Annotated in this window: 18 protein-coding genes (1 of these 18 cut by a window edge); 12 read left to right on the top strand and 6 right to left on the bottom strand. The window is 58.3% G+C overall.

The window, feature by feature from the left end; translation table 11 throughout:
• Positions 1 to 81 precede the first annotated feature (81 nt).
• On the bottom strand, positions 82 to 1,089 hold the full coding sequence (locus I6L37_RS03650; RefSeq protein ID WP_216993302.1) for a hypothetical protein: 1,008 nt from the start codon (positions 1,087 to 1,089) through the stop codon (positions 82 to 84).
• 657 nt (positions 1,090 to 1,746) lie between these two features.
• On the opposite strand from I6L37_RS03650, the gene I6L37_RS03645 reads away from it, so the two are divergent.
• Entirely contained in the window at positions 1,747 to 2,775 is a 1,029-nt protein-coding gene (locus tag I6L37_RS03645) for a hypothetical protein (RefSeq protein WP_216993301.1), read from the top strand.
• Positions 2,776 to 2,969: 194 nt separating this feature from the next.
• Here I6L37_RS03645 and uvrD read toward each other — a convergent pair whose 3' ends face one another.
• Complete coding sequence (uvrD, locus tag I6L37_RS03640) at positions 2,970 to 5,141, bottom strand: DNA helicase II (protein ID WP_216993300.1); 2,172 nt, start codon at positions 5,139 to 5,141, stop codon at positions 2,970 to 2,972.
• A gap of 510 nt (positions 5,142 to 5,651) precedes the next feature.
• Between uvrD and I6L37_RS03635 the strand changes: the two genes are divergently transcribed.
• The 6 genes from I6L37_RS03635 to I6L37_RS03610 all read left to right on the top strand — a co-directional run bounded on the left by I6L37_RS03635 (position 5,652) and on the right by I6L37_RS03610 (position 12,798).
• Positions 5,652 to 6,650 (top strand): BMP family protein, encoded by a 999-nt coding sequence (locus tag I6L37_RS03635; RefSeq protein ID WP_216993299.1) that lies wholly within the window; start codon positions 5,652 to 5,654, stop codon positions 6,648 to 6,650.
• Positions 6,651 to 6,736: 86 nt separating this feature from the next.
• The gene (locus I6L37_RS03630; RefSeq protein ID WP_216993298.1) at positions 6,737 to 8,317 is read left to right on the top strand and encodes an ABC transporter ATP-binding protein; all 1,581 of its coding nucleotides are present in this window, start codon (positions 6,737 to 6,739) and stop codon (positions 8,315 to 8,317) included.
• 180 nt (positions 8,318 to 8,497) lie between these two features.
• Entirely contained in the window at positions 8,498 to 9,616 is a 1,119-nt protein-coding gene (locus I6L37_RS03625) for an ABC transporter permease (protein ID WP_216993297.1), read from the top strand.
• 2 nt (positions 9,617 to 9,618) lie between these two features.
• A complete protein-coding gene (locus tag I6L37_RS03620) occupies positions 9,619 to 10,584 on the top strand; it encodes an ABC transporter permease (RefSeq protein WP_042027341.1) in 966 nt (321 codons plus the stop codon).
• Between the two features lie 223 nt (positions 10,585 to 10,807).
• Entirely contained in the window at positions 10,808 to 11,440 is a 633-nt protein-coding gene (locus I6L37_RS03615; protein ID WP_124238647.1) for an SCO family protein, read from the top strand.
• Positions 11,437 to 12,798, top strand: a complete 1,362-nt coding sequence (locus I6L37_RS03610; protein WP_216993296.1) for an MATE family efflux transporter — start codon at positions 11,437 to 11,439, stop codon at positions 12,796 to 12,798. The genes I6L37_RS03615 and I6L37_RS03610 overlap by 4 nt, the downstream gene beginning before the upstream one ends.
• A 10-nt stretch (positions 12,799 to 12,808) precedes the next feature.
• Here I6L37_RS03610 and trmL read toward each other — a convergent pair whose 3' ends face one another.
• The 3 genes from trmL to I6L37_RS03595 all read right to left on the bottom strand — a co-directional run bounded on the left by trmL (position 12,809) and on the right by I6L37_RS03595 (position 15,384).
• Positions 12,809 to 13,273, bottom strand: a complete 465-nt coding sequence (trmL, locus tag I6L37_RS03605; protein WP_042072469.1) for a tRNA (uridine(34)/cytosine(34)/5-carboxymethylaminomethyluridine(34)-2'-O)-methyltransferase TrmL — start codon at positions 13,271 to 13,273, stop codon at positions 12,809 to 12,811.
• A 63-nt stretch (positions 13,274 to 13,336) separates the two neighbouring features.
• Positions 13,337 to 14,707, bottom strand: a complete 1,371-nt coding sequence (locus tag I6L37_RS03600; RefSeq protein WP_216993295.1) for an ATP-binding protein — start codon at positions 14,705 to 14,707, stop codon at positions 13,337 to 13,339.
• Positions 14,689 to 15,384 carry a response regulator gene (locus tag I6L37_RS03595; RefSeq protein ID WP_201943094.1) on the bottom strand — a complete coding sequence of 232 codons (696 nt, stop codon included), beginning with the start codon at positions 15,382 to 15,384 and terminating at the stop codon, positions 14,689 to 14,691. Before I6L37_RS03595 ends, I6L37_RS03600 begins: the two co-directional genes overlap by 19 nt.
• Positions 15,385 to 15,469: 85 nt before the next feature.
• Between I6L37_RS03595 and I6L37_RS03590 the strand changes: the two genes are divergently transcribed.
• The 4 genes from I6L37_RS03590 to I6L37_RS03575 all read left to right on the top strand — a co-directional run bounded on the left by I6L37_RS03590 (position 15,470) and on the right by I6L37_RS03575 (position 18,872).
• On the top strand, positions 15,470 to 16,381 hold the full coding sequence (locus I6L37_RS03590) for a cation diffusion facilitator family transporter (RefSeq protein ID WP_216993294.1): 912 nt from the start codon (positions 15,470 to 15,472) through the stop codon (positions 16,379 to 16,381).
• Positions 16,382 to 16,391: 10 nt separating this feature from the next.
• Complete coding sequence (gene cysE, locus I6L37_RS03585; RefSeq protein ID WP_124238642.1) at positions 16,392 to 17,171, top strand: serine O-acetyltransferase; 780 nt, start codon at positions 16,392 to 16,394, stop codon at positions 17,169 to 17,171.
• A gap of 21 nt (positions 17,172 to 17,192) precedes the next feature.
• On the top strand, positions 17,193 to 18,473 hold the full coding sequence (locus I6L37_RS03580; RefSeq protein ID WP_216993293.1) for a hypothetical protein: 1,281 nt from the start codon (positions 17,193 to 17,195) through the stop codon (positions 18,471 to 18,473).
• 189 nt (positions 18,474 to 18,662) lie between these two features.
• Positions 18,663 to 18,872: a cell division protein ZapB gene (locus I6L37_RS03575; RefSeq protein WP_005307594.1), complete on the top strand. Its 210-nt coding sequence runs from the start codon at positions 18,663 to 18,665 to the stop codon at positions 18,870 to 18,872.
• Between the two features lie 72 nt (positions 18,873 to 18,944).
• Here the strand turns inward: I6L37_RS03575 and elbB are convergent, their stop codons facing one another.
• Positions 18,945 to 19,595: an isoprenoid biosynthesis glyoxalase ElbB gene (gene elbB / locus I6L37_RS03570; RefSeq protein ID WP_216993292.1), complete on the bottom strand. Its 651-nt coding sequence runs from the start codon at positions 19,593 to 19,595 to the stop codon at positions 18,945 to 18,947.
• A 399-nt stretch (positions 19,596 to 19,994) separates the two neighbouring features.
• Here elbB and polA point away from each other — a divergent pair, with 399 nt between their 5' ends.
• Positions 19,995 to 21,308, top strand: partial view of a DNA polymerase I gene (gene polA / locus I6L37_RS03565; protein WP_216993291.1) — the 5' portion only. It continues 1,437 nt past the right edge of the window; only the first 1,314 of its 2,751 coding nucleotides appear in the window; it begins with the start codon at positions 19,995 to 19,997; its stop codon lies beyond the right edge, outside the window.

Raw genomic sequence — 21,308 nt, 5'->3', positions numbered from 1 at the left:
GATTGGATTGCATCTATTGAACGATTTTCAATTTATTAGTTAGAACGCACTACAATCATCATATTTTTGTGCGTCATTAGTTCAAGGCAGTATTTTTTTTGAATGTGAGCGCATCGCTTTACTTATTTTATCTAACCCAATAAGTAAAATTGATTTTTTGTTTTTGGTTGTTTCTTTTTCAACTTCATGTTTACTTTCCATATTTGTATTTATTTTTTCATACTCAGAGAAGTCAAAAAGAGATGCTGTTTCTATAATGCTTGAATCAATGACAATTTCAAAGTCATTTTCCTTTAAGCCACTTTCGCTTGTAGATTCTTGGTAATTATAATTATTCGTGAACATTATGTTCAACGTATCTTTTTCTCTATATCCAGACATTAAAGGCATAAGAGATATTTCTTGATTTGTTCCATTTGATTCAGTTGGTTCACCCATGGATTTGATGATGCCAACATATACTTTTCTACTTGACAATGAAATTAGAACAACTTTCTTTTTCAAAAGTGAATAAAAGAAAATTCTGTCTAATGGGCTATCCTTGAATATCTCATTCATAGCTGTCAAGTCAGCTAGGTTCTTTTGTTTATATATATAAGATGCGGTTATGTTTTTTATACATGAACTAAGTTTAGTTAATGATGATACCGTAAATGCACTAACTATAGACATGAACGAAATACAAATCAGCCAAGCCAATTCAATGTTTCTTATTTTTGTGTTGTTAGTAGGTGACGCACTTTTAGTAGATGACGTGTTGTTAGTAGGTGACTTTTTTTCATTTTTATGAATATTTTCTATAGACTCAGCCAGAATTGATGCTAAGGCAGGATCAATATGGTAGTGGATTCTACATTGCTCTTTGTAAATTTGTGCAACTCTAGTATCAATAATACTTGCCCCTGAATAAGGGATGGTAAAAAAGCATAAGGGGGACGGTATTTGATGTGAAAAATTGAGGCTGATATTTTTTAGAAGAAAACTAAGTACCATGGCAATCAATAAATGATACATACCATGTTGTGCTGCTTTTAGGTACAGATATTGGCCATCATAACGATGAAGACGCCAGTAGTTTTTCTTTTGCATGGTTAGGCAGATAAATCCGCTAACCAATATTGGAAGTATAAGAAGTGCATACATAAAAAAAGGGTCCGACTTAGTGCCAAAACCCTTTTATTTTAAGTGCCGTTCGAGAAACTGTCTACTAGGCCTGTGTATGACTTGCTGTGTTTCTTGAATTTACTATTCTGCGAGCCGATTCTTGTAGGCGTTTAAACTCACTAGAGGAAGCAATAACCTTACCGTCCACTACAATAGTTCCGCGTCCGACAACTTCAGCTCCGCTAGAGCCAGTCTCGACAAGATCCTCGCCTAACTCTCGCATGTCTTTGGACAAGATCAAATGCCCGAGAAAAAGTTTCAGATAGTGTGACATTTGTGCGTCTCCAGTGTTAGCAGTCCATGCCTTGTTCAACATATATACTTAAAAGCATACAAAAATCCACTTAAAGACCGTTATTTTTTAGGAAAACATCGTAAAGATCACAATAAGCATATTTTTAAGGCGCATAATTATACGCCTATTATAATTGTAAGACAAGCATTTTTTTGCTGTTTTTTTGTACAGCCTGTTTGTTATATTTCGTTGTTATTGGTTGTGTCAGTAAGGTATTATGAGGGAGATTCTTCATTGCCTTTTTGACATTTATATTGTGGTTGAGTCTTTGCGAGGTGAATATAATAATGGATGGGGAAAATACTGAATTAATTGATGGTGATGTCGCTGATTGTTTATCGCAAAACCCACATAATCCTTTAGTTGAAAATAATAAGGAAATTTCTGAGAATGACATAGATATTTGCGATGTATATATATATATAGGTGTAATCGATAAAGAGGGGTATCTAAAGGTATCTGAGTTAATAGATAATAAGATACAGAGCGAAACTAAATCAAATAAAGTGATGCTAATTTTGACTACTCCTGGGGGGGATCCTGATTCTGGCTTTAGAATTGGAAGAGCACTAAGTCACCATTATAAACATGTGACAATATTGATTCCTGATATTTGTAAAAGTGCAGGGACACTGATCACTGTATCTGCGCATCAGCTTATCATTGGTGATCTTGGTGAGTTAGGCCCATTAGATATACAGCTGAGAAAGTCAGATGAAATTGGTGAGTTAAGCTCTACTTTAGATATTTTTAAAGCTGTTGCAGAAATACAATCTAGGACATTGGATGTCTTTAAAAATTACCTAACAGATATTAAGTATGGTGGTGGCATTGGCACTAAATTGGCTGCTGAGATTGCCTCTAATCTTGCAAAAACAGTTATTAGCCCTATAGCGGCACAAATTGACCCCATTAAGTTAGGTGAGCATCGTCGAGCTCTGCAAATTGCTAATCAATACGCCGTGAGACTAAATAACTATTCGGATAACTTGAAGCCAGGAATGCTTTCTACTTTAGTAGAGGGATATCCATGTCATAGTTTTGTGATCGATCGTAGGGAAGCAAAGCGAATCTTCAAAAATGTCAGGGGCACAGCAACAGAGGCAGAGGAAACATTATATAGAATATCTAGAATGTATCTCTCTCGTAGGTTGAACGAAGACCGGTATCTTTTAAGTCGAGGTGCAGATGTCAAAGACTTTAGCTCGATATTAGAATATTTGAAGATAGACTGTGGAGATGAAGAAAATCAGGTTGTTTCTGATATAGAATCAATAGTAAAAAAAGAAGATGATTCTGTTGGGAGTGAAAGTTAGGTAATGTTTTTTAATTAAAAATATATGGCGAATAGAAAAATGTAATCAAGAAAAATTATCGCGATATCGTTGATTTTAAATGATTTAATACATAGTGCCTAGTAGAAAATTAATTAGAATGTACGTGTGATAAATGTTAGATATAACAACCAACCCGGCCTAAGCCGGGTTGGTTTTATTAAAAGGCAGGAAAATCAGAGCGCTTCCAATCTCGCATACGCCGTCACCAGCCACTTGGCGCCGACGTCGTCGAACTGGATCTGCACCCGGCTCTGCTGGCCGACCCCTTCGAAGTTGAGCACTATCCCTTCGCCGAATTTTGGATGGAGCACCCGCTGGCCGAGCTTGATGCCGCTGGCGTCGAAGCTCTGCTGCACCTCGTTCTGGCTAAAGCGGCCGTACTGGGTGGGTCGGCTGACCTGGGTGCGCAGCCGGATCTCTTCCAGGCACTCGGCGGGCATCTCGCGGATAAAGCGGCTCGGCTTGTGGAACATCTCGCGGCCGTAGATGCGGCGGCTCTCGGCATAACAGATGTAGAGCTTCTCCATGGCGCGGGTCATGCCCACGTAACAGAGGCGCCGCTCCTCTTCCAGGCGGCCCGATTCCTCGGTCGATTGCTGGCTGGGGAACATGCCCTCTTCGACGCCGACCAGCAGCACCAGCGGGAACTCCAGCCCCTTGGCGCTGTGCAGGGTCATCAGCTGCACCGCGTCGGCATATTCGTCCGCCTGATTCTCGCCGGACTCCAGCGCCGCGTGGGCGAGGAAGGCGGAGAGATCGCTCATGTCCTCCAGCTCGTCCGGGCGCTGGTACTGGCGGCAGGCGGTGACCAGTTCGTCCAGGTTCTCTACCCGAGCCTGGGATTTCTCGCCTTTTTCCGCCAGATACATCGCCTTGAGGCCGGAGTGCTGGATAGCGATATCCGCCTGCTGGTGCAGCGGCAGCAGGGAAACCTGTTCCTCCAGCCCGTCGATGAGATCAACAAAGCCGCGCACCGCGTTACCGGCGCGACCGGTCAGCACCTTGTCATTGAGCAGGGCCTTGGCCGATTGCCACAGGTTGAGCCCCTGATCGCGGGCGTTGCCGCGCAGGATCTCGAGGGTGCGATCGCCGATGCCGCGGGTCGGCGTGTTGACCACCCGCTCGAAGCTGGCGTCGTCGCCACGGTTGTTGATAAGGCGCAGGTAGGCCATGGCGTCCTTGATCTCCTGGCGCTCGAAGAAGCGCAGGCCGCCGTAGATGCGATACGGCATGGCGTCCTGCATCAGCGCCTCTTCCAGCACCCGCGACTGGGCGTTGGAGCGATAGAGGATGGCGCAGTCGGCCAAGAGGCCGCCCTTTTCCTTCCAATCCTTGAGACGGCCAACCACGAAGCGCGCCTCGTCCACCTCGTTGAAGGCGGCGTAGAGGGAGATGGGCTCGCCTTCGGCACCCTCGGTCCACAGCTCCTTGCCAAGGCGCTCGGCGTTGTTGGCGATGACGCAGTTGGCGGCCTTCAAGATGTTGGCGGTGGAGCGGTAGTTCTGCTCGAGGCGGATGGTCTCGGCGCCCTGATAGTCGGTCAGGAAGCGCTGGATGTTCTCTATCTTGGCGCCACGCCAGCCATAGATGGACTGGTCATCGTCGCCGACGATCATCACCTTGCCACTGTTGCCAGCCAGCATCCGCAGCCAGGCGTACTGGATGCCGTTGGTATCCTGGAACTCGTCCACCAGGATGTTCTGGAAGCGATCCCGGTAGTGCTCGAGGATGTGCGGCTTGTTGAGCCACAGCTCGTGGGCGCGCAACAGGAGTTCTGCAAAATCCACCAGCCCGGAGCGATCGCAGGTCTCCTGATAGGTCTTGTAGATCTGCTGATAGGTGCGGGTGACGGGGTCGCCGTAAAGGTCGATGTCGCCGGGGCGCAGCCCCTCGTCCTTCTTGCCGTTGATGTAGCCCATCACGGCACGCGGGGCCCAGTGCTTCTCGTCGAGGTTGAGCGCCTTGAGCACCCGGCGAATGAGGCGGTACTGATCGTCGGAGTCGAGGATCTGGAAGTCCTGCGGCAAGCCCGCATCCAGATGGTGGGCCCGCAGCAGGCGGTGGGCGATGCCGTGGAAGGTGCCGATCCACATGCCGCGCACGCCGTCACCGATCACCTTCTCGACCCGGCCGCGCATCTCGGCCGCCGCCTTGTTGGTAAAGGTGACCGCGATGATGGAGAAGGGTGAACAGCGTTCCACCTGCATCAGCCAGGCGATACGGTGCACCAGCACCCGGGTCTTGCCCGAACCGGCACCGGCCAGCACCAGCAGGTTGCAACGGGGGGCCGCTACCGCGTCTCTTTGCTTGTCATTGAGCCCGTCGAGCAGGGTTGAAACGTCCATCACCACTCCTGTTTATTTATACAGGCGGCGATTATACGGCCATCCCCCCGTCAGACCAAACCCAAAGTCAGGGGGGCGGGCATCGGGGGAGGGGTCAGCATTCCGATGTGATGCCGACCTCGGGCGTAAACCGTAAGAAGGGGATGAAGGGGGGCGGCGGGCCACACTGTCGTCACAGCCCCGGCGCAACTCGGGAATTTGCGATCCGGATCACGGCTGGACAGGGGGGAGAGATGAATCGGGGAGGAAAACGGTTTACATTAACTCGTTGAACAATAAGAGAAATGTCGTTTGGGTCTTTTGTTGCTCAGAATAAAAATCTGAAAAACCACTAAAAAACAATCAGTTATAAGGTTATTTGCTTATAATTCAAACCGTTAGCGCAAACGTTTTTCTCTTATCATTTGCTTGACCCCCACCCGGGCTGACTTAGAGTAAGCCTGCGTGCTAGTTGGCCTGCCCGGGCAGGCAAGCAGGTTCCCTCACTTAATAACAATCAAGGATACGATCGTGACTAAAGTGCTCAAGCTGGCCACCGTGGCCACCCTCACCCTCGCCGCTCTCTCAGCTCAGGCTGCTTCCGAGCCCGCCGTGATCTACGACACCGCCGGCAAGTTTGACAAATCATTCAACGAAGCCGTGTTCCGCAACGGCGTCGAAGTCTACAACAAGGACAAGGGGGTCAAGGTCAAGGAGTTCGAACCCCAGAACGAAGCTCAGCGCGAGCAGGGCCTGCGCCGTCTGGCCAGCCGTGGCAACGGCCCCATCGTGGCGGTCGGTTTCAACATGGGCTCGGCGGTAGAGAAGGTCGCGACCGAATTCCCGAACACCCAGTTCACCATCATCGACATGGTGGTCGACAAGCCGAACGTGCAGTCCGTCATCTTCAAGGAGCATGAAGGCTCCTTCCTGGTGGGCGCGCTGGCGGCCATCGCCTCCAAGAGCGGCAAGGTCGGCTTCGTGGGCGGCATGGATATCCCGCTGATCCGCAAGTTCCAATGCGGCTACGAGCAGGGCGCCAAGTACGTCAACCCGAAGATCGACGTGTTCCAGAACATGACCGGCTCCACCCCGGCGGCGTTTGCTGACCCGGCCAAGGGGGCGGAACTCGCCAAGTCCCAGTTCGCCAAGGGCGCGGACGTGGTCTATGCCGCCGCCGGCGGTACCGGCATCGGTGTTTACCAAGCTGCCAAGGACGAGGGCAAGCTGGCCATCGGCGTGGATTCCAACCAGAACCACCTGCAACCGGGCACTATGCTGACCTCCATGGTCAAGTCGGTCGGCCTGGCCGCCTACCAGACCTGGGATGACGCCGCCAAGGGCGAGTGGAAGCCGGGCATCAAGAATCTGGGCCTGGCCGAGGGCGGTGTGGATTGGGCACTCGACAAGGATAACGAGAAGCTGATCACTCCGGAAATGAAGGCCAAGGTAGACGCCATCAAGGCCGACATCATCGCCGGCAAGATCAAGGTTCATGACTACATGAGCGACAACTCCTGCAAATACTAATCAGAACCTGGCTACGACTCTCAACGCACCGACCGGCCCGCACGGGCCGGTTTTTAGTCTTACTTCATGACACGCAGGGCTGCATCATGGACCAGACAGATCGCTATGCCATCGAATTAAGAGGTATCGATAAGCGGTTTGGCGACGTATACGCCAACAAGCTGATTGACCTCCAGGTTCGTAAAGGCAGCATTCACGGCATTGTCGGCGAGAACGGCGCCGGCAAATCCACTCTGATGAGCATCATTTACGGTTTCTACCATGCCGACAAAGGCGAGATGCTGATCGACGGGAAACCCTTCAAACCCCATGGCTCACAAGATGCGATTGCCGCAGGGGTGGGCATGGTGCACCAGCACTTCATGCTGGTGAACAACTTTACTGTTTTGGAAAACGTCATCCTCGGCGCCGAAAACGGCTGGCACCTGCGCCAGAGCGTGGCGGCGGCGGAAAAGCTGCTCGGCGAGCTGGCCCGGGACTATGGTCTCGAAGTGCCGCTGCACGAGAAGGTGGAAGATCTGCCGGTGGGCCTGCAGCAGCGGGTCGAGATCCTCAAGGCGCTCTATCGCGGCGCCCGCATCCTGATCCTCGACGAGCCGACCGGGGTACTGACCCCGCAAGAGGCGGATCACCTGTTCGAGGTGCTGAAAAAACTGCGGGATCAAGGGGCGACTATCATCCTCATCACCCACAAGCTGCGGGAAATCCTGGCCATCACGGATCAGGTCTCCATCATGCGCCGTGGCGAGATGGTGGCCCACGTGGCCACCAAAGACACCGACAAGGAACAGCTCGCCGAGCTGATGGTGGGGCGCAAGGTGCGTCTCAAGGTCGACAAGGGACCGACCCAGCCGGGCGAGGCCAAACTCAAGGTCGAGGGGCTTTGTTATGTCGACGCCAGCAAGGTGGAGCGGGTCAAATCGGTCAGCTTCGAGGTGCGGGCCGGTGAGGTGGTCGGCATCGCCGGCGTCTCCGGCAACGGCCAGTCCGAACTGCTCAGCCTGCTGGGGGGTATCCTCAAGCCGAGCAAGGGGGGCTTTACCATCAGCAGTCGCGATGGGGTGCACCGGGTGAGCGCCGAGCATCCCGCCGATCCCGAGCGGGTGCGCAACTATGGCCTCGGCCATGTGCCGGAAGACAGGCACAAGATGGGTCTTATCAACCGCTTCGAGGCGAAAGAGGCCTTTATCCTCGGCTATCACCGCCGCACGCAATACAACAAGGGGTGGCTGCAGGACAAAGACGCGATCCAGCAGGATTGTCAGACCAAGATGGAGAAGTGGGACGTGCGCCCGCCCAGCCCCGAGCACAAGACCGCCAACTTCTCCGGCGGCAACCAGCAGAAGCTGGTGATCGCCCGTGAGGTGGAGCAGGACCCTGACGTGCTGCTGATCGGTCAGCCGACCCGGGGCGTCGACATCGGCGCCATCGAGTACATTCACCAGCAGGTGATCGCCATGCGCGACAAGGGCAAGGCGGTGCTGCTGGTATCGGTGGAGCTGGACGAGATCATGAGCCTGTCGGATCGCATCCTGGTCATCGCCGACGGCCGCATCGTCGGCGAGCTGGATGCCGCCAGGGCGGATGAGCGCACCATCGGCCTGATGATGGCGAATATCGTTCCCGATGAAGTGGCTGCCAGCCCGACACAAGGAGCGACGCCATGAGGATCACCTCTGTTTGTCGTCAGCACGATCTGATGATGGTCAATATATCCGTGCCCGATGACGTGGCGGCCAGCCCGACACAAGGAGCGACGTCATGAGGATCACATCTGTTTGTCGTCAGCACGATCTGATGATGGTCAATACATCCGTGCCCGATGACGTTGCCAAGGAGGCCAGCTGATGAGCCAAGTTCGTGTCCCTGCCTGGGTCTCCGTGGGCGTCCTGTCTGCGGTCAATATCCTGCTGGCCTTCCTGGTGTCGGCCATCCTGTTCTACTACCTCGACATCAACCCGGTCGATGCCGCCGAGATCATGTGGTACGGCGCCTTCGGTACTGGCGAGGGGATAGGTTTCACCCTCTACTACGCCACCGGTTTCATCTTCACCGGTCTGGCGGTGGCGGTGGCCTTTCACGCCGGTCTGTTCAACATCGGCGGTGAGGGGCAGGCCTACATCGGCGGTCTCGGCGTCGGTCTGGTCTGTCTGCTGCTCGGCGATGTGCTGCCGTTTGCCCTGCTGCTGCCGCTGGCCATCATCGCCGGCGGCCTGTTCGGCGCGGCCTGGGCTTTCATTCCGGCCTGGCTGCAGGCCAAGCGCGGCAGCCACATCGTCATCACCACCATCATGTTCAACTTCATCGCCGCCTCCTTGATGGCCTATCTGCTGGTGGAGGTGTTCAAGCCGTCCGGATCCATGGCCACCGAGAGCCGGGTGTTTGCCGAGGCGAGCTGGCTGCCCAAGCTGAGCACCATGGCGGCCAGCTTCGGGATGGAAGTGCCCAACAGCCCGCTCAACATCAGTTTCGTCTGGGCGTTGATCTGTGCGCTCCTGGTGTGGGTCTTTATCTGGCATACCCGCTGGGGTTACGAGATCCGGGCGGTGGGGGCGAGCCAGAGTGCCTCCGCCTACGCGGGCATCTCCTATCCCAGAGTGGTGATCCTGGCCATGGTGATCTCCGGCATGCTGGCGGGCTTCTTTGCCCTCAACGTGCTGCAGGGGGAGCTGCACCAGATCAAGCTCAACTTCGTGGAAGGGTTTGGCTTCACCGGCATCGCGGTGGCCCTGATGGGGCGCAACCACCCGGTCGGCGTCATCATCGCCAGCCTGCTGTTCGGCTTCCTCTATCAGGGGGGCGCCGAGCTCAGCTTCGAGTTCGGCGTTGACCGCAACATAGTGGTGGTGCTCCAGGGGCTGGTGATCCTGTTCTGCGGCGCGCTGGAGCACATGATGCGCCCGCGCATCGAGCAGCTCTATCTGGCGTTTGCCAGCCGCTCAACTGCACAAGTGAAGGGGGTCTGATCATGTTTGAACTGCTGATCCTGATGCTGGATGCCACCATCCGCACCGCGCCGCCCCTCATCCTGGCGGCCATGGCGGGCATGTTCTGCGAGCGCTCCGGGGTGGTCAACATCGCCCTGGAGGGCAAGCTGCTGGCGGCCGCCTTCGCCGGCGGTGCCGCCGCCGCGGTCTCCGGCTCGGCCTGGGTCGGGCTGGGGGCCGGGGTGCTGGTCTCGGTGCTGTTTGCCCTGATGCACGGCTTTGCCACCATCACCCACCGCGGTGATCAGGTGGTGAGCGGCATGGCCATCAACATACTGGCGGCCGGCCTGACCGTTACCCTGGGCCGTTACTGGTTCGATCAGGGGGGCCAGACTCCGGCGCTCTCCGGTGATGCCCGCTTCGCCCCCATCGATCTGCCCTATGCCAAGGAGCTGTATGACGTGCCCGTCATCGGCCAACTTTACAGCGAGCTCCTGAGCGGCCACTCCCTGCTGGAGTACCTGGCGTTTGCCGCCGTGCCGCTGGCCTGGTGGGTGCTGTTTCGCACCCGCTTCGGGCTGCGGTTGCGGGCGGTGGGCGAGGCCCCGGCGGCGGTCGATACTGCCGGCATCTCTGTGGTGCGGATGCGCTACACGGCGCTCATCATCGGCGGTCTGCTGGCGGGGTTGGGCGGCGTCTACCTGTCGGTGGCCCAGACTGCCCAGTTCATCCCCAACATGAGCGCGGGCAAGGGCTTCATGGCGCTGGCAGCGCTGGTGTTCGGCAAGTGGCGCCCCTGGAATGCCATGGCTGCCTGCCTGCTGTTCGGCTTCCTCGATGCGGTGGCCATCCGCCTGCAAGGGGTGAGCGTGGGGGGCTTTGCCATCCCGGTACAGGCCATCGAGGCGCTGCCCTATATCCTGACGGTGTTCCTGCTGGCCGGTTTTATCGGTCGTGCGGTGGCGCCCAAGGCTCTCGGCACCCCTTATGTGAAGGAGCGGGAGTAGCGTTTACGCGTTCTCTATGCCCGGGGCCCCCATTGGCGGGCCCCATCCCAAAGCCCCCTCGTTATAGAGGGGGCTTTTGTTTTTACAGGATCTAGCGCTGGCAAATTGCCTGATAAGAGGTTGATGCGCGATGACGACCCGTTTCCGGCCCATTGGAGTTACAATACCGGCCTCCATGTGACCACTGCAGGTCAGATGCACCGAACTGAAAGGGTCTCTTGTTATGATGAAGCTTCGTTATCCCCTGATTTTTCTGCTGTTGACAAGCTGCCTCATCTTCGTGTTCTACGCCACCCGGCCAGAGATGCCGGAGCATGCCGACTACTATCCCGCCGCACGGGACATCAATGACTTCTCCTTTACCGACGCGCACAATCAGCCCTTTACCCCCGCCAATCTGCTGGGACACTGGACCTTCCTGTTCGTCGGCTACACCTTCTGCCCCGATATCTGCCCCACCACCATGGCCGATTTGCGTTCCATCTACGGCGAGCTCAAGCAGCTGGCACCCAACAGCCAGGTGGTGTTCGTCTCGGCGGATCCCCAGCGGGATACCCTGGAGCGCCTCAAGACCTACACCGCCTTCTTCAATCCCGAGTTCAAGGCGGTGACGGCGGATCACGACAAGCTGTTTCCCTTCGTGCGCAACCTGGGGCTCATCTACTCCATCGCCAATCAGGGGGAGAAGGATTACCTGATCGATCACTCCGCCTCCATCGTGCTTATCAACCCCAAGGGCAAGCTGCAGGGAGTGTTTCGCCCGCAGGTTGCGCCAGGTCAGGTGCCACGGGTGCAGATGGCGACCCTGCTCTCTGACTTCTCCCGCATTCTGAAGCTGTCGGGCAACCGGGAGTGACCCGTCCGGTTGCGCCCTGGTGGCGGGATCCCGCTCGCCACGGCGCCGTCTTTGCCCTCGCCTTGCCCATGGTGTTTTCCAACATCACCACCCCCATGCTGGGGCTGGTGGACACCTGGGTGATCGGTCATCTCGGCGAGGCCTGGTTTCTCGGCGGCGTGTCGGTCGGCTCGACCCTCATCAACCTGATCTTCTGGCTGCTCGGCTTCCTGCGCATGTCCACTACCGGGCTCACGGCCCAGGCCCATGGCGCCGCCGATCAGCGCGCCCAGCTCGATGCCCTGGTGCGGGCGCTGGGGCTGGCCATCGTCATGGGATTGGGGCTGCTTGTGCTGCTCTTTCCCCTGTTGCCCTGGCTTATCGCCCTGAGTGGCGGTTCCGCCGAGGTGCAGCTCTATGCCGGTCAGTACGTGGCGGTGCGGGTCTGGAGTGCGCCGGCGGCGCTGTGCAATCTGGTGATCATGGGCTGGTTGCTGGGGATGCAGGATGCCCGCAGTCCCATGGTGATGCTGATCCTCACCAATCTGGTCAACATGGTGCTGGATGCCCTGTTCGTGCTGGGGCTGGGCTGGCAGGTGCGCGGCGTGGCGGCGGCCTCGGTGCTGGCGGATTACGGCGCGCTGGCGGTTGGCATCTGGCTGGTTCGCCACCATCTGCGCCAGTTGTTGCCCGAGGTGTGGCAGGACGGCTGGCTGCGCTGGCGGCGGCTCGCCCCCCTGAAGCGGCTGCTCGGGCTGAACCGGGACATCTTCCTGCGGGCGCTCTGCCTGCAGCTCTGTTTTGCCTTCATGACCCTGCAAGGGGCCAGGTTGGGGGACGTGGCGGTGGCCGCCAATGCGGTGTTGCTCAACTTCCTGATGCTGATCTCCTACGGGCTGGACGGCTTTGCCTACGCGGTGGAGGCCATGGTGGGCCGCGCCATCGGCCAGCGGGATCGCCAGAAGCTGCGGGAGGCCATCCTGCTCAATCTGGGCTGGGCCGCCCTGATTGCGGCCGGATTTACCCTGGGATTTGCCCTGCTGGGCAGCCAGTTTATCGGCCGGATCACCGATATCCCGGAGGTGGTGGTCGCGGCCAATGGCCAGCTGCCCTGGCTGGTGGCCATGCCGCTGCTGGCGGTCTGGTGCTTTCTGCTGGACGGGGTCTTCATCGGTGCCACCCGGGCGAAGGAGATGCGCAACAGCATGCTGCTGGCGGTCTTCGGCGGTTTCTTCCCGGTCTGGTGGCTGACCCAGTCGTGGGGCGTGGCCGCCCTGTGGGCGGCGATGGCCGCGCTCATGGTGGGGCGTGGCCTGACCCTGGGGTTCCTGTGCTGGCAACTGGAGCGCAGCGGCCGCCTGCTCGACGCCCGCCACTGATTTTCCAACCTTAGAGGGCGCCTTCGTAGCCCAGCTGGCGCCAGCTTTCGTAGACGAACACCGACACCGCGTTGGAGAGGTTCATGCTGCGGCTCTGGGGCAGCATGGGGATGCGCAGCCGCTGTTCGAACGGCAGGCTCTCGATAAGATCCGCAGGCAGGCCGCGACTCTCCGGGCCGAACAGCAGGGCATCACCCAAGGCAAACTGAGCCGCCGAGTGGGCGGTGCGCCCCTTGGTGGTGCAGGCGAACACCCGCTTCGGCGCCACCGCCGCCAGGAAGGCTTCAAAGTTCGGCCAGCGCTTCACCTCTGCAAATTCGTGATAGTCGAGCCCCGCCCGCTTCACCCGCTTGTCATCCCACTCGAACCCCAGCGGCTCTATCAGGTGCAGCCGGTAACCTGTGTTGGCACAGAGCCGGATGATGTTGCCCGTATTGGGCGGAATTTCGGGTTGGTAGAGCACGATATCGAGCATGGCAGGGCTCCTGCTGGGACGGAAAGGGCGCCAGCATACCCAGCGCCCGTGGCGTTGAAAAGATCAGGCGATGGGCAGGCGGATGGTAATGGTCAGTCCGGTCGGCTGGTTGCTGCTGGCCTGGATGGTGCCGCCGTGGCGATGGATCGCCTCCGAGGCGATGGCAAGTCCGAGCCCTGTGCCCCCTGTCTTGGCGTTGCGGGCATCGTCGACCCGGAAGAAGGGCAGAAACAGCTGCTCCTGCTGCTCCGGCGGCACGCCTGGGCCGTCGTCGCGGATGATCATCACCCACTCCCGCCCTTCCCGATACCACTCCACCTTGATGAATTCACGGGCATATTTGAGCGCGTTGCGCAGGGGATTCTCCACCGCCCGCGCCAGCAGCTCGGGCCACATCGGCAGCGACTCGGCAGGCAGTGGCGGCAGACGCAGCTGCTTGCCGCTCTGGTTGGCCTCGAACATGGCGTCTTCCAGAATGGGCTCCAGCAGCTCGGCCAGCGGTTGCACCACGGGGGCCTCCACATGCTGCTGCACCCGCGACAGATCCAGCAGGTCGCCGATCAGCTTGTCCAGCCGGCCAATCTCCGACTCGATTCGCGCCAGCTCGGCGCTGTCGCCCTGCTTGCGGCGGATCAGGGCCTGGGCCAGTTGCATCCGGGTGAGCGGGCTGCGCAGCTCGTGGGAGATGTCGGAAAGCAGCTGTTTCTGCTTCTGGATCATGCTCTTGAGGGTATCCACCATGTGGCTCACGTTGTCGGCCAGCTGGCCTATCTCGTCACCCCGGCCGAGGTTGGGGATCTGGGTCTCCAGGCTGCCGGCAGCCAGCAGGGAGACCGCTTTTTGCAATTGCAGTATGGGGCGGGTCAGGCGCCAGGCGAGCAGCAGGCAGAGCGGGGTGCTGACCAGCATGGCGACCCCGAGGATGCGGATCGGGTGATCCAGGATCTGGATGAACAGGAACAGATAGGGGGTATCGACATTGAGCCCGAAATAGACGTGGTATTGCTGGCCGCGATGCTCCATCAGGAAGGGGCCGGCGATGGCCTTGCGATCCTCGTGACCCAGCATGGGATGGTTGGGGTTGTCGGCATCCACCATGAAGCGAACCACGAACTTGCGGGGATGGACGGTGGACTGGATCTGGCCGTTGGCACCGCGCACATAGACGTTGTCCACCGGCAGCATGGTGATCTTCTCCATCGCCTTTGCCAGCTCGAAATCCCGCGCCGGGTCTGCGGCATCCTTGAGGATCTGCACGTTGTGCTGCATTCGCATCACCTCGTGGGCAGGCAACGGGAGCTGGTTGCGCGGATCCAGGTTGGGCAGGCTGATGACGGCGGCCATCATCACCAGCAGGATCAGCCAGAACCAGACGAAGATCTGGGTGGAGAGACCGCTGATCGAGGGCGCCTTGATTACTCCTGTTCTAGCCACAGATAGCCGCGCCCCCGTACAGTCTTGAAGCGGGGCTGGCCATCGAGCCGTTCCGGCAACTTCTTGCGCAGGTTGCTCAGGTGCATGTCGATGGCGCGATCGAAAGGCTCCAGCTTCTTGCCGAGCACCTGTTCCGAGAGGTGACTCTTGCTGATGATCTGGCCCGGGTTGCGCAGCAGGCACTCCAGCAGGCCGAATTCGGTGGCGGTCAGCTCCAGCGGCTGGTCGCCGCAGCACGCCTGCTGCAGGCCCGGTTGCAGTACGATGTCCATGAAGTGGATTTCGTCGGAGCCGTGGCCGCGTTGGGGCTGATGATTCTGGGTGCGGCGCAGGATGGCCCGCACTCTCGCCAGCAGCTCCCGATCATCAAATGGCTTGGCCAGATAGTCGTCGGCGCCGGCCTCCAGGCCGTTGACCCTGTCCTGGCTGTCGCCGCGGGCGGTCAGCATCAGCACCGGGGTGTCGTGGGTCTTGCGCAGCTGGGTCAGCATGGCAAAGCCGTTCAGTTTGGGCATCATCACGTCCAGCAGCACCAGATTGAAGCGTTGTTCCGCCAGGCGCTGCAATCCCTCTTCACCATCCTCGGCGACCGTGACCTGAAATCCTTCCAGGGTCAGAATTTCGGTGAGCAGCTGGGTCAATTCAAGATCGTCATCGACCAGGAGTATTCTGTTCATCGGGTGTTCTTCCGCAGATTTTCGCGCCAAACTGACGCCGGGGTGAAGGTATAATAATTTTTTACGCGATAGAGGAAAGCCGGATTTGAGCCATCAACACTATTCCCGTTGGGTGACCTTTGCCAGTATGGCGGCGGTTGCCACCGCCACCTTGCTAATCATCGGCAAGCTGATCGCCTGGATCATGACCGACTCGTCGACCCTGCTGGCCTCCCTCACCGACTCCTTTATGGATGTCAGCGCCTCCATCATCAATTTGCTGGCGATCCGCTATGCGCTGGCTCCCGCCGATGACGAACACAGCTTCGGCCACGGCAAGGCGGAATCCCTGGCCGGGCTCATCCAGGCGGCGTTCATCTCGGGCTCGGCCCTGCTGCTGGTGATGCACGGCATCTCTTCCCTGCTCAACCAGACGCCCATTCTGCGGCTGGAGGCGGGGATCTGGGTGACGGTCGGTTCCATCGTGCTGACTTTGCTGCTGGTCAGTTTCCAGAGTTTTGTCATTCGCAAGACCAACAGCGTGGCCATCAAGGCGGACATGCTGCACTACCGCTCCGATCTGCTGCTCAACGGCGGCGTGTTGCTGGCGCTGGTGCTGGCGGGACAGGGCTGGTATTGGGCAGATGGTCTGTTTGCCGTGCTGATCGGTGGCATTTTGCTGTGGGGAGCCGCCCATATCGGCTACGAGTCGGTGCAGGCGCTGCTCGATCGTCAGTTGCCAGCGGAAGAACAAGCGAGAATAATGACCCTCTGCTGTGCCGTAGATGGCGTTCACGGCGTCCACGATCTGCGTACCCGTCAATCCGGGCCGACCCGATTCGTCCAGCTGCATTTGGAGCTTGACGATCAGATCCCCCTGGTCAAGGCCCATCAGATAGCCGATGAAGCCGAACAGGCGATACGCCAGGCATTCGAGCGAATGGATGTCATCATCCACATGGACCCCATCTCGGTACTGATAAAAGAACAACAGAGTCCTCACCCCGAACAACAGTAGGTTGCACCACATGGATGATCTGGTTGCCAAAACCTGGCAAAAAATTCAGCAAGAAGCGCTCTGCATGGCGGCCGAAGAGCCCATGCTGGCCAGCTTCTTCCACTCCACCATTCTCAATCACAAGAATCTGCGTTCGGCTCTCAGCTTCCAGCTGGCCAACAAGCTCGACAGTGCCACCATGCCCGCCATCGCCCTGCGCGAGGTGATCGAGCTGGCCTTGCGCAGCGAACCCGAACTGCTGGCCATGGTGGCGGCCGATATCTGCGCGGTGCAGGAGCGCGACCCGGCGGTCGATCTCTTCTCCACCCCGCTGCTCTACCTCAAGGGCTTTCATGCCCTGCAGGGTTACCGGGTCGCCAACTGGCTGTGGCGCCAGGGGCGCCGTTCCCTTGCCCTCTATCTGCAAAACCAGATCTCCGTGGTGTTCGGGGTGGATGTGCACCCGGCGGCGCGCATCGGCAAGGGCATCATGTTTGACCATGCCACCGGCATAGTGGTGGGTGAGACGGCTGTGATTGAGGATGATGTCTCCATCCTGCAGAGCGTGACCCTGGGCGGGACCGGCAAGGAGAGCGGCGATCGTCATCCCAAGATCCGCGAAGGGGTGATGATAGGGGCGGGCGCCAAGGTGCTCGGCAATATCGAAGTGGGCAGGGGCGCCAAGATAGGCGCCGGCAGCGTGGTGATCAACCCGGTGCCGCCCCATACCACGGTGGCCGGGGTGCCGGCCAGGATTGTGGGCCACCCGGAGTGCGACAAGCCTTCCCTGGATATGGATCAGTGCCTCTGATCCCCTGACCGAGACGATTCGATGGCCAAGCGCTGGTCAGGTTATCTGATCCTGGGGATGTGGCTGCTCAACCTGCTGCATCTCTATCTGGGATTCTCCCCCTGGCCCGCGGCCATCGCGGCCTGGGCAGCCTCTCTCCTCACCTGGCCCTGGCTGGTGGGGGCGGCCAGACGCCAGGCGCTGGCCCTGTACGGAGCGGCCCTGCTGCTGTTGTTTTTCGCCTGGTGGCAGGGGGCCAGCCTCAAGGCCGGCGACTGGCTGCTGCCCAACATCAACATGCTCACCATGTTTGCCGCGGTGAGCACCCTCAACCTCGCCACTTCCGGCCTGCTCACCGGCACCACCTCCTGGTCCGGTCGCAAGGGGTTGTGGAGCACCATGGCCAGCCTCAACCTGCTGGGGGCCGTCATCAACCTCTCGGTGCTCTTCATCATCGGCGATCGGCTGGAGCGAGGTGGCACCCTGGAGCGGCGCCAGGTGATGGTGCTGAGCCGGATCTTCTGCGCAGCCGCCTTCTGGTCCCCCTTCTTCGTCGCCATGGCGGTGGCGCTCACCTACGCTCCCGGCCTGCAGCTCTCGGCGATCCTGCCCTTCGGCATCGTCGGCGCCCTGTTGGCGATGGGGCTGACTGCCTGGCAGGTGGAGCGCCTCGGTGTGCAGGATTTTGCCGGGTATCCGCTGCGCCTGCAGACCCTGGGGCTGCCGGTGGCGCTGGCCTTGCTGGTGCTGCTCATCAAGCAGATCTGGCCAGAGCTCGGCATTCTGGCTGTGATCGCCCTGGTAGCGCCGCTGCTGGCACTGATCTTCATGCCAAACGCCGGCCGCAAGGCGGCCCTCAAGCGCCAGGTGGTGGAACGCTTCCCCGCCATCGGCGGTCAGCTGGTGCTGTTTCTCGGGGCGGGTCTGCTGGCTGCCGGCATCAACAGCGCCCTGTCGGTGATCGATCTGGGAGGCGGCCACGGGCTGCCGTTCTTCAACCACTTCGGCTGGCTCGAAGCCTCCCTCACCCTGCTGCTGATCCTGCTGGTGGCCATCGTCGGGGTGCACCCCCTCATCAGCATCTCGGGGTTGGCTCCCCTGCTCTGGCCCCTGGCGCCGGATCCCAGCCTGCTCGGCATGAGCTTTTTGCTGGGGTGGGGGCTCGCTACCGGCACCAGCCCGCTCTCTGGATCCAACCTGGCGCTGGCCTCCCGCTATAACCTGAGTGCGGGGTCTATTCTGCGCTGGAACCTGGGTTATGGCCTGTCGATGTACTGTGTCGCCTGCCTGCTGCTGGGGGCCTATATCGCCCTGCACGGCTGATGGTCGGGGCTGGCCCAGTCTTGGGGAGCAGGATGCGAGAAAAATAGACGCATATTTGGACAATACCTCTACGGAAGGCGCATTTTACAGCGTGCTGGCTTGTTTGTGCCGATGTGCTCGGGGTATGCTGGCTTCACGCGCTTGAATCGCCCTTTGTGGGGCATCGCAATTGAACAAACAGGTATGCATATGTCACTAGAAGTCCTTGAGCAACTCGAATCCAAAGTACAATCCGCCGTCGACAACATCTCCTTGCTGAAGATGGAGCTGGACGAGCTGAAAGAGCAGAACAGCAAGCTGCAAGACGAGAACCATCAGCTGCGCAACGAGCACGTTGCATGGCAGGAGCGTCTGCGTGCCCTGCTGGGCAAGATGGATCAGATGGGCGAAAGCATCTAATCCGCCGCTATACGCGAGAATTGAAAACGGGCCGCTCCATGAGCGGCCCGTTTGTCTTGGCGTAGCGGGAGATCATAGGGCAAGCAGTTGCTTGACTGTCTTCTCGATGCCGTCCGCGGCCTCCACTATGTTGCTGGCCAGCATATAAGCGGGGGTGGAGATCACCTTGCGCTCCTGATCCACCACGAACTCGTTGACCGGGCAGTTGAGATGACTGCCGCCCATCGCCTCGATGGCGTTGGCGGTACCCTCGTCGTGACCTATGGTGGCCAGGGTGCCGGCGCCGTAGATAAGCGGGATCATGGCCGGTGCGATGCAGATATAGGCCGCCGGTTTGCCGGCCCTGGCAAAGCTCTGGCAGGCCTTCAGCACATCCGGCTGGATCTGGCACTCCGCCCCCTTGATGGCGAAGTCGCACAGGTTCTTGGCGGCGCCAAAGCCGCCCGGCACCAGCAGGGCGTCATAGTCGGCTGCATCCAGTTCGGCAACATCCTTTATCTGGCCGCGGCAGATGCGGGCGGCTTCGACCAGCACGTTGCGGCTCTCCCCCTCGCTGACCTCGCCGGTCAGGTGGTTGATCACGTGGAGCTGTGCCACGTTCGGGGCAAAGCATTGGGTGGTGGCACCATGGCGAGCCAGCGCCAGCAGACTGATGACGGCTTCATGGATTTCGGCCCCGTCGAAGACGCCGCAGCCACTCAGAATCACGGCCACTTTTTTCATGGAAAACTCCTCGTTGTTGAAAATGTGAGCCAAGATAGATTGTTGTACTTTTGTATGGTTATCGCTCGTCCTCCGCTGGTCAAGTCATCTTGCTGTGCTAGGATTGTTTCGTTTTGGATCCTGCCGTACCTACTCCCTTAAAACTTTTTCCACATTGATCGAGATCATTCTAACGGTCTATCGATCTGTTCTTTTGTTTATACCTCGTTGTTTTTAATGGGTTTTTTATTTTTGCGCACAGCTTTGTCACTGCTGATAATAATTCTCCCCATTTTTGAGCACAGAGTTATCCACAGATTCTTATCCCGTCAGCAGCCATGCAGGCTGTTACCAGGCCCCTTGGTGTGAAGGGGGCCCTGTGGCATCCTAGCGGCTGTTTATCTCTGGCAGGACGATTTCATGGCCCCTAGCAATCCCCTTATTCTGGTCGACGGCTCCTCTTATCTTTACCGCGCTTTCTTCGCCTCTCAGCAGGCCGATCTGCGCACCTCGACCGGTTTGCCGAGCGGCGCTGTCCGTGTCATGGCCAATATGATGCGCAGCCTGCGCAAGCAGTACCCCGACTGCCATGTGGCCGTGGTGTTCGATGCCAAGGGCAAGACCTTCCGCGACGACATCTATCCTGAATACAAGGCCAACCGGGCCAGCATGCCGGATGATCTGCGCAGCCAGGTGGCCCCCATTCACCAAATGATCAAGGCGATGGGTTTCCCCTTCCTGATGGTGGAGGGAGTGGAGGCCGACGACGTGATCGGCACTCTGGCCCGCCAGGCGACCGAGAAGCAGCTGCCTGTGCTCATCAGCACGGGGGACAAGGACATGGCGCAGTTGGTCTCCGACCATGTCACTCTGATCGACACCATGAAAGATGTGAAGACCGATCGGGAAGGGGTGATCGAGAAGTTCGGCGTACCGCCCGAGCTCATCATCGACTACCTGGCCCTGATGGGGGATAAGGTAGACAACATCCCCGGCATGACAGGTGTCGGCGAGAAGACAGCCCTGGCACTGCTGCAGGGGATCGGCAGCATCGACGAGATCGCCGCCAACCTCGACAAGGTAGCGGCGCTCGGCTTCCGTGGTTCCAAGACCTTTGCCGACAAGTTCCGCGAACAAGAGGAGCAGGTACGCCTCTCCTATACCCTCGCCACCATCAAGACAGATGTCGTGCTGGAGCAGGAGCTGGAACAGCTGACTCTGGGGCCGGTCGATAAGGAATCCCTGCTGGCGGTCTATCGCGAGTATGAGCTGCGCAACCTTATCAAGGAGCTGGAGTCTGGCGACGCAGAGAACGACAGCGAGGAAGAGGGGGAGGACGCGACGCCGGCTGCCGCCATCGAAACCGACTATCGCTGCATCCTGGACGAGGCCGAGTTAGACGACTGGCTGGCGCGTTTGCAGGCGGCGCCGCTGTTTGCCTTCGATACCGAGACCACCAGTCTCGACTATATGGAGGCGCGGATCGTCGGTGTCTCCTTCGCGGTTGAACCTGGTAAGGCCGCCTATGTACCGTTTGGCCACGACTATCTGGGGGCGCCGGTACAGTTGACCGAGGCCGTGGTACTCGGCAAGCTCAAACCGCTGCTGGAAGATCCGGTCCGCCTCAAGGTGGGGCAGAACCTCAAGTACGATCGCAACGTGCTGCTCAACCACGGCATCGAGCTGCAGGGTATCGCCTACGACACCATGCTGGAATCCTATGTGCTCAACTCC

Source organism: Aeromonas sp. FDAARGOS 1407 (genome assembly GCF_019048725.1).
Classification (GTDB): Bacteria; Pseudomonadota; Gammaproteobacteria; order Enterobacterales; family Aeromonadaceae; genus Aeromonas; species Aeromonas enteropelogenes.
This window is presented reverse-complemented; position numbering and strand designations above follow the sequence as displayed.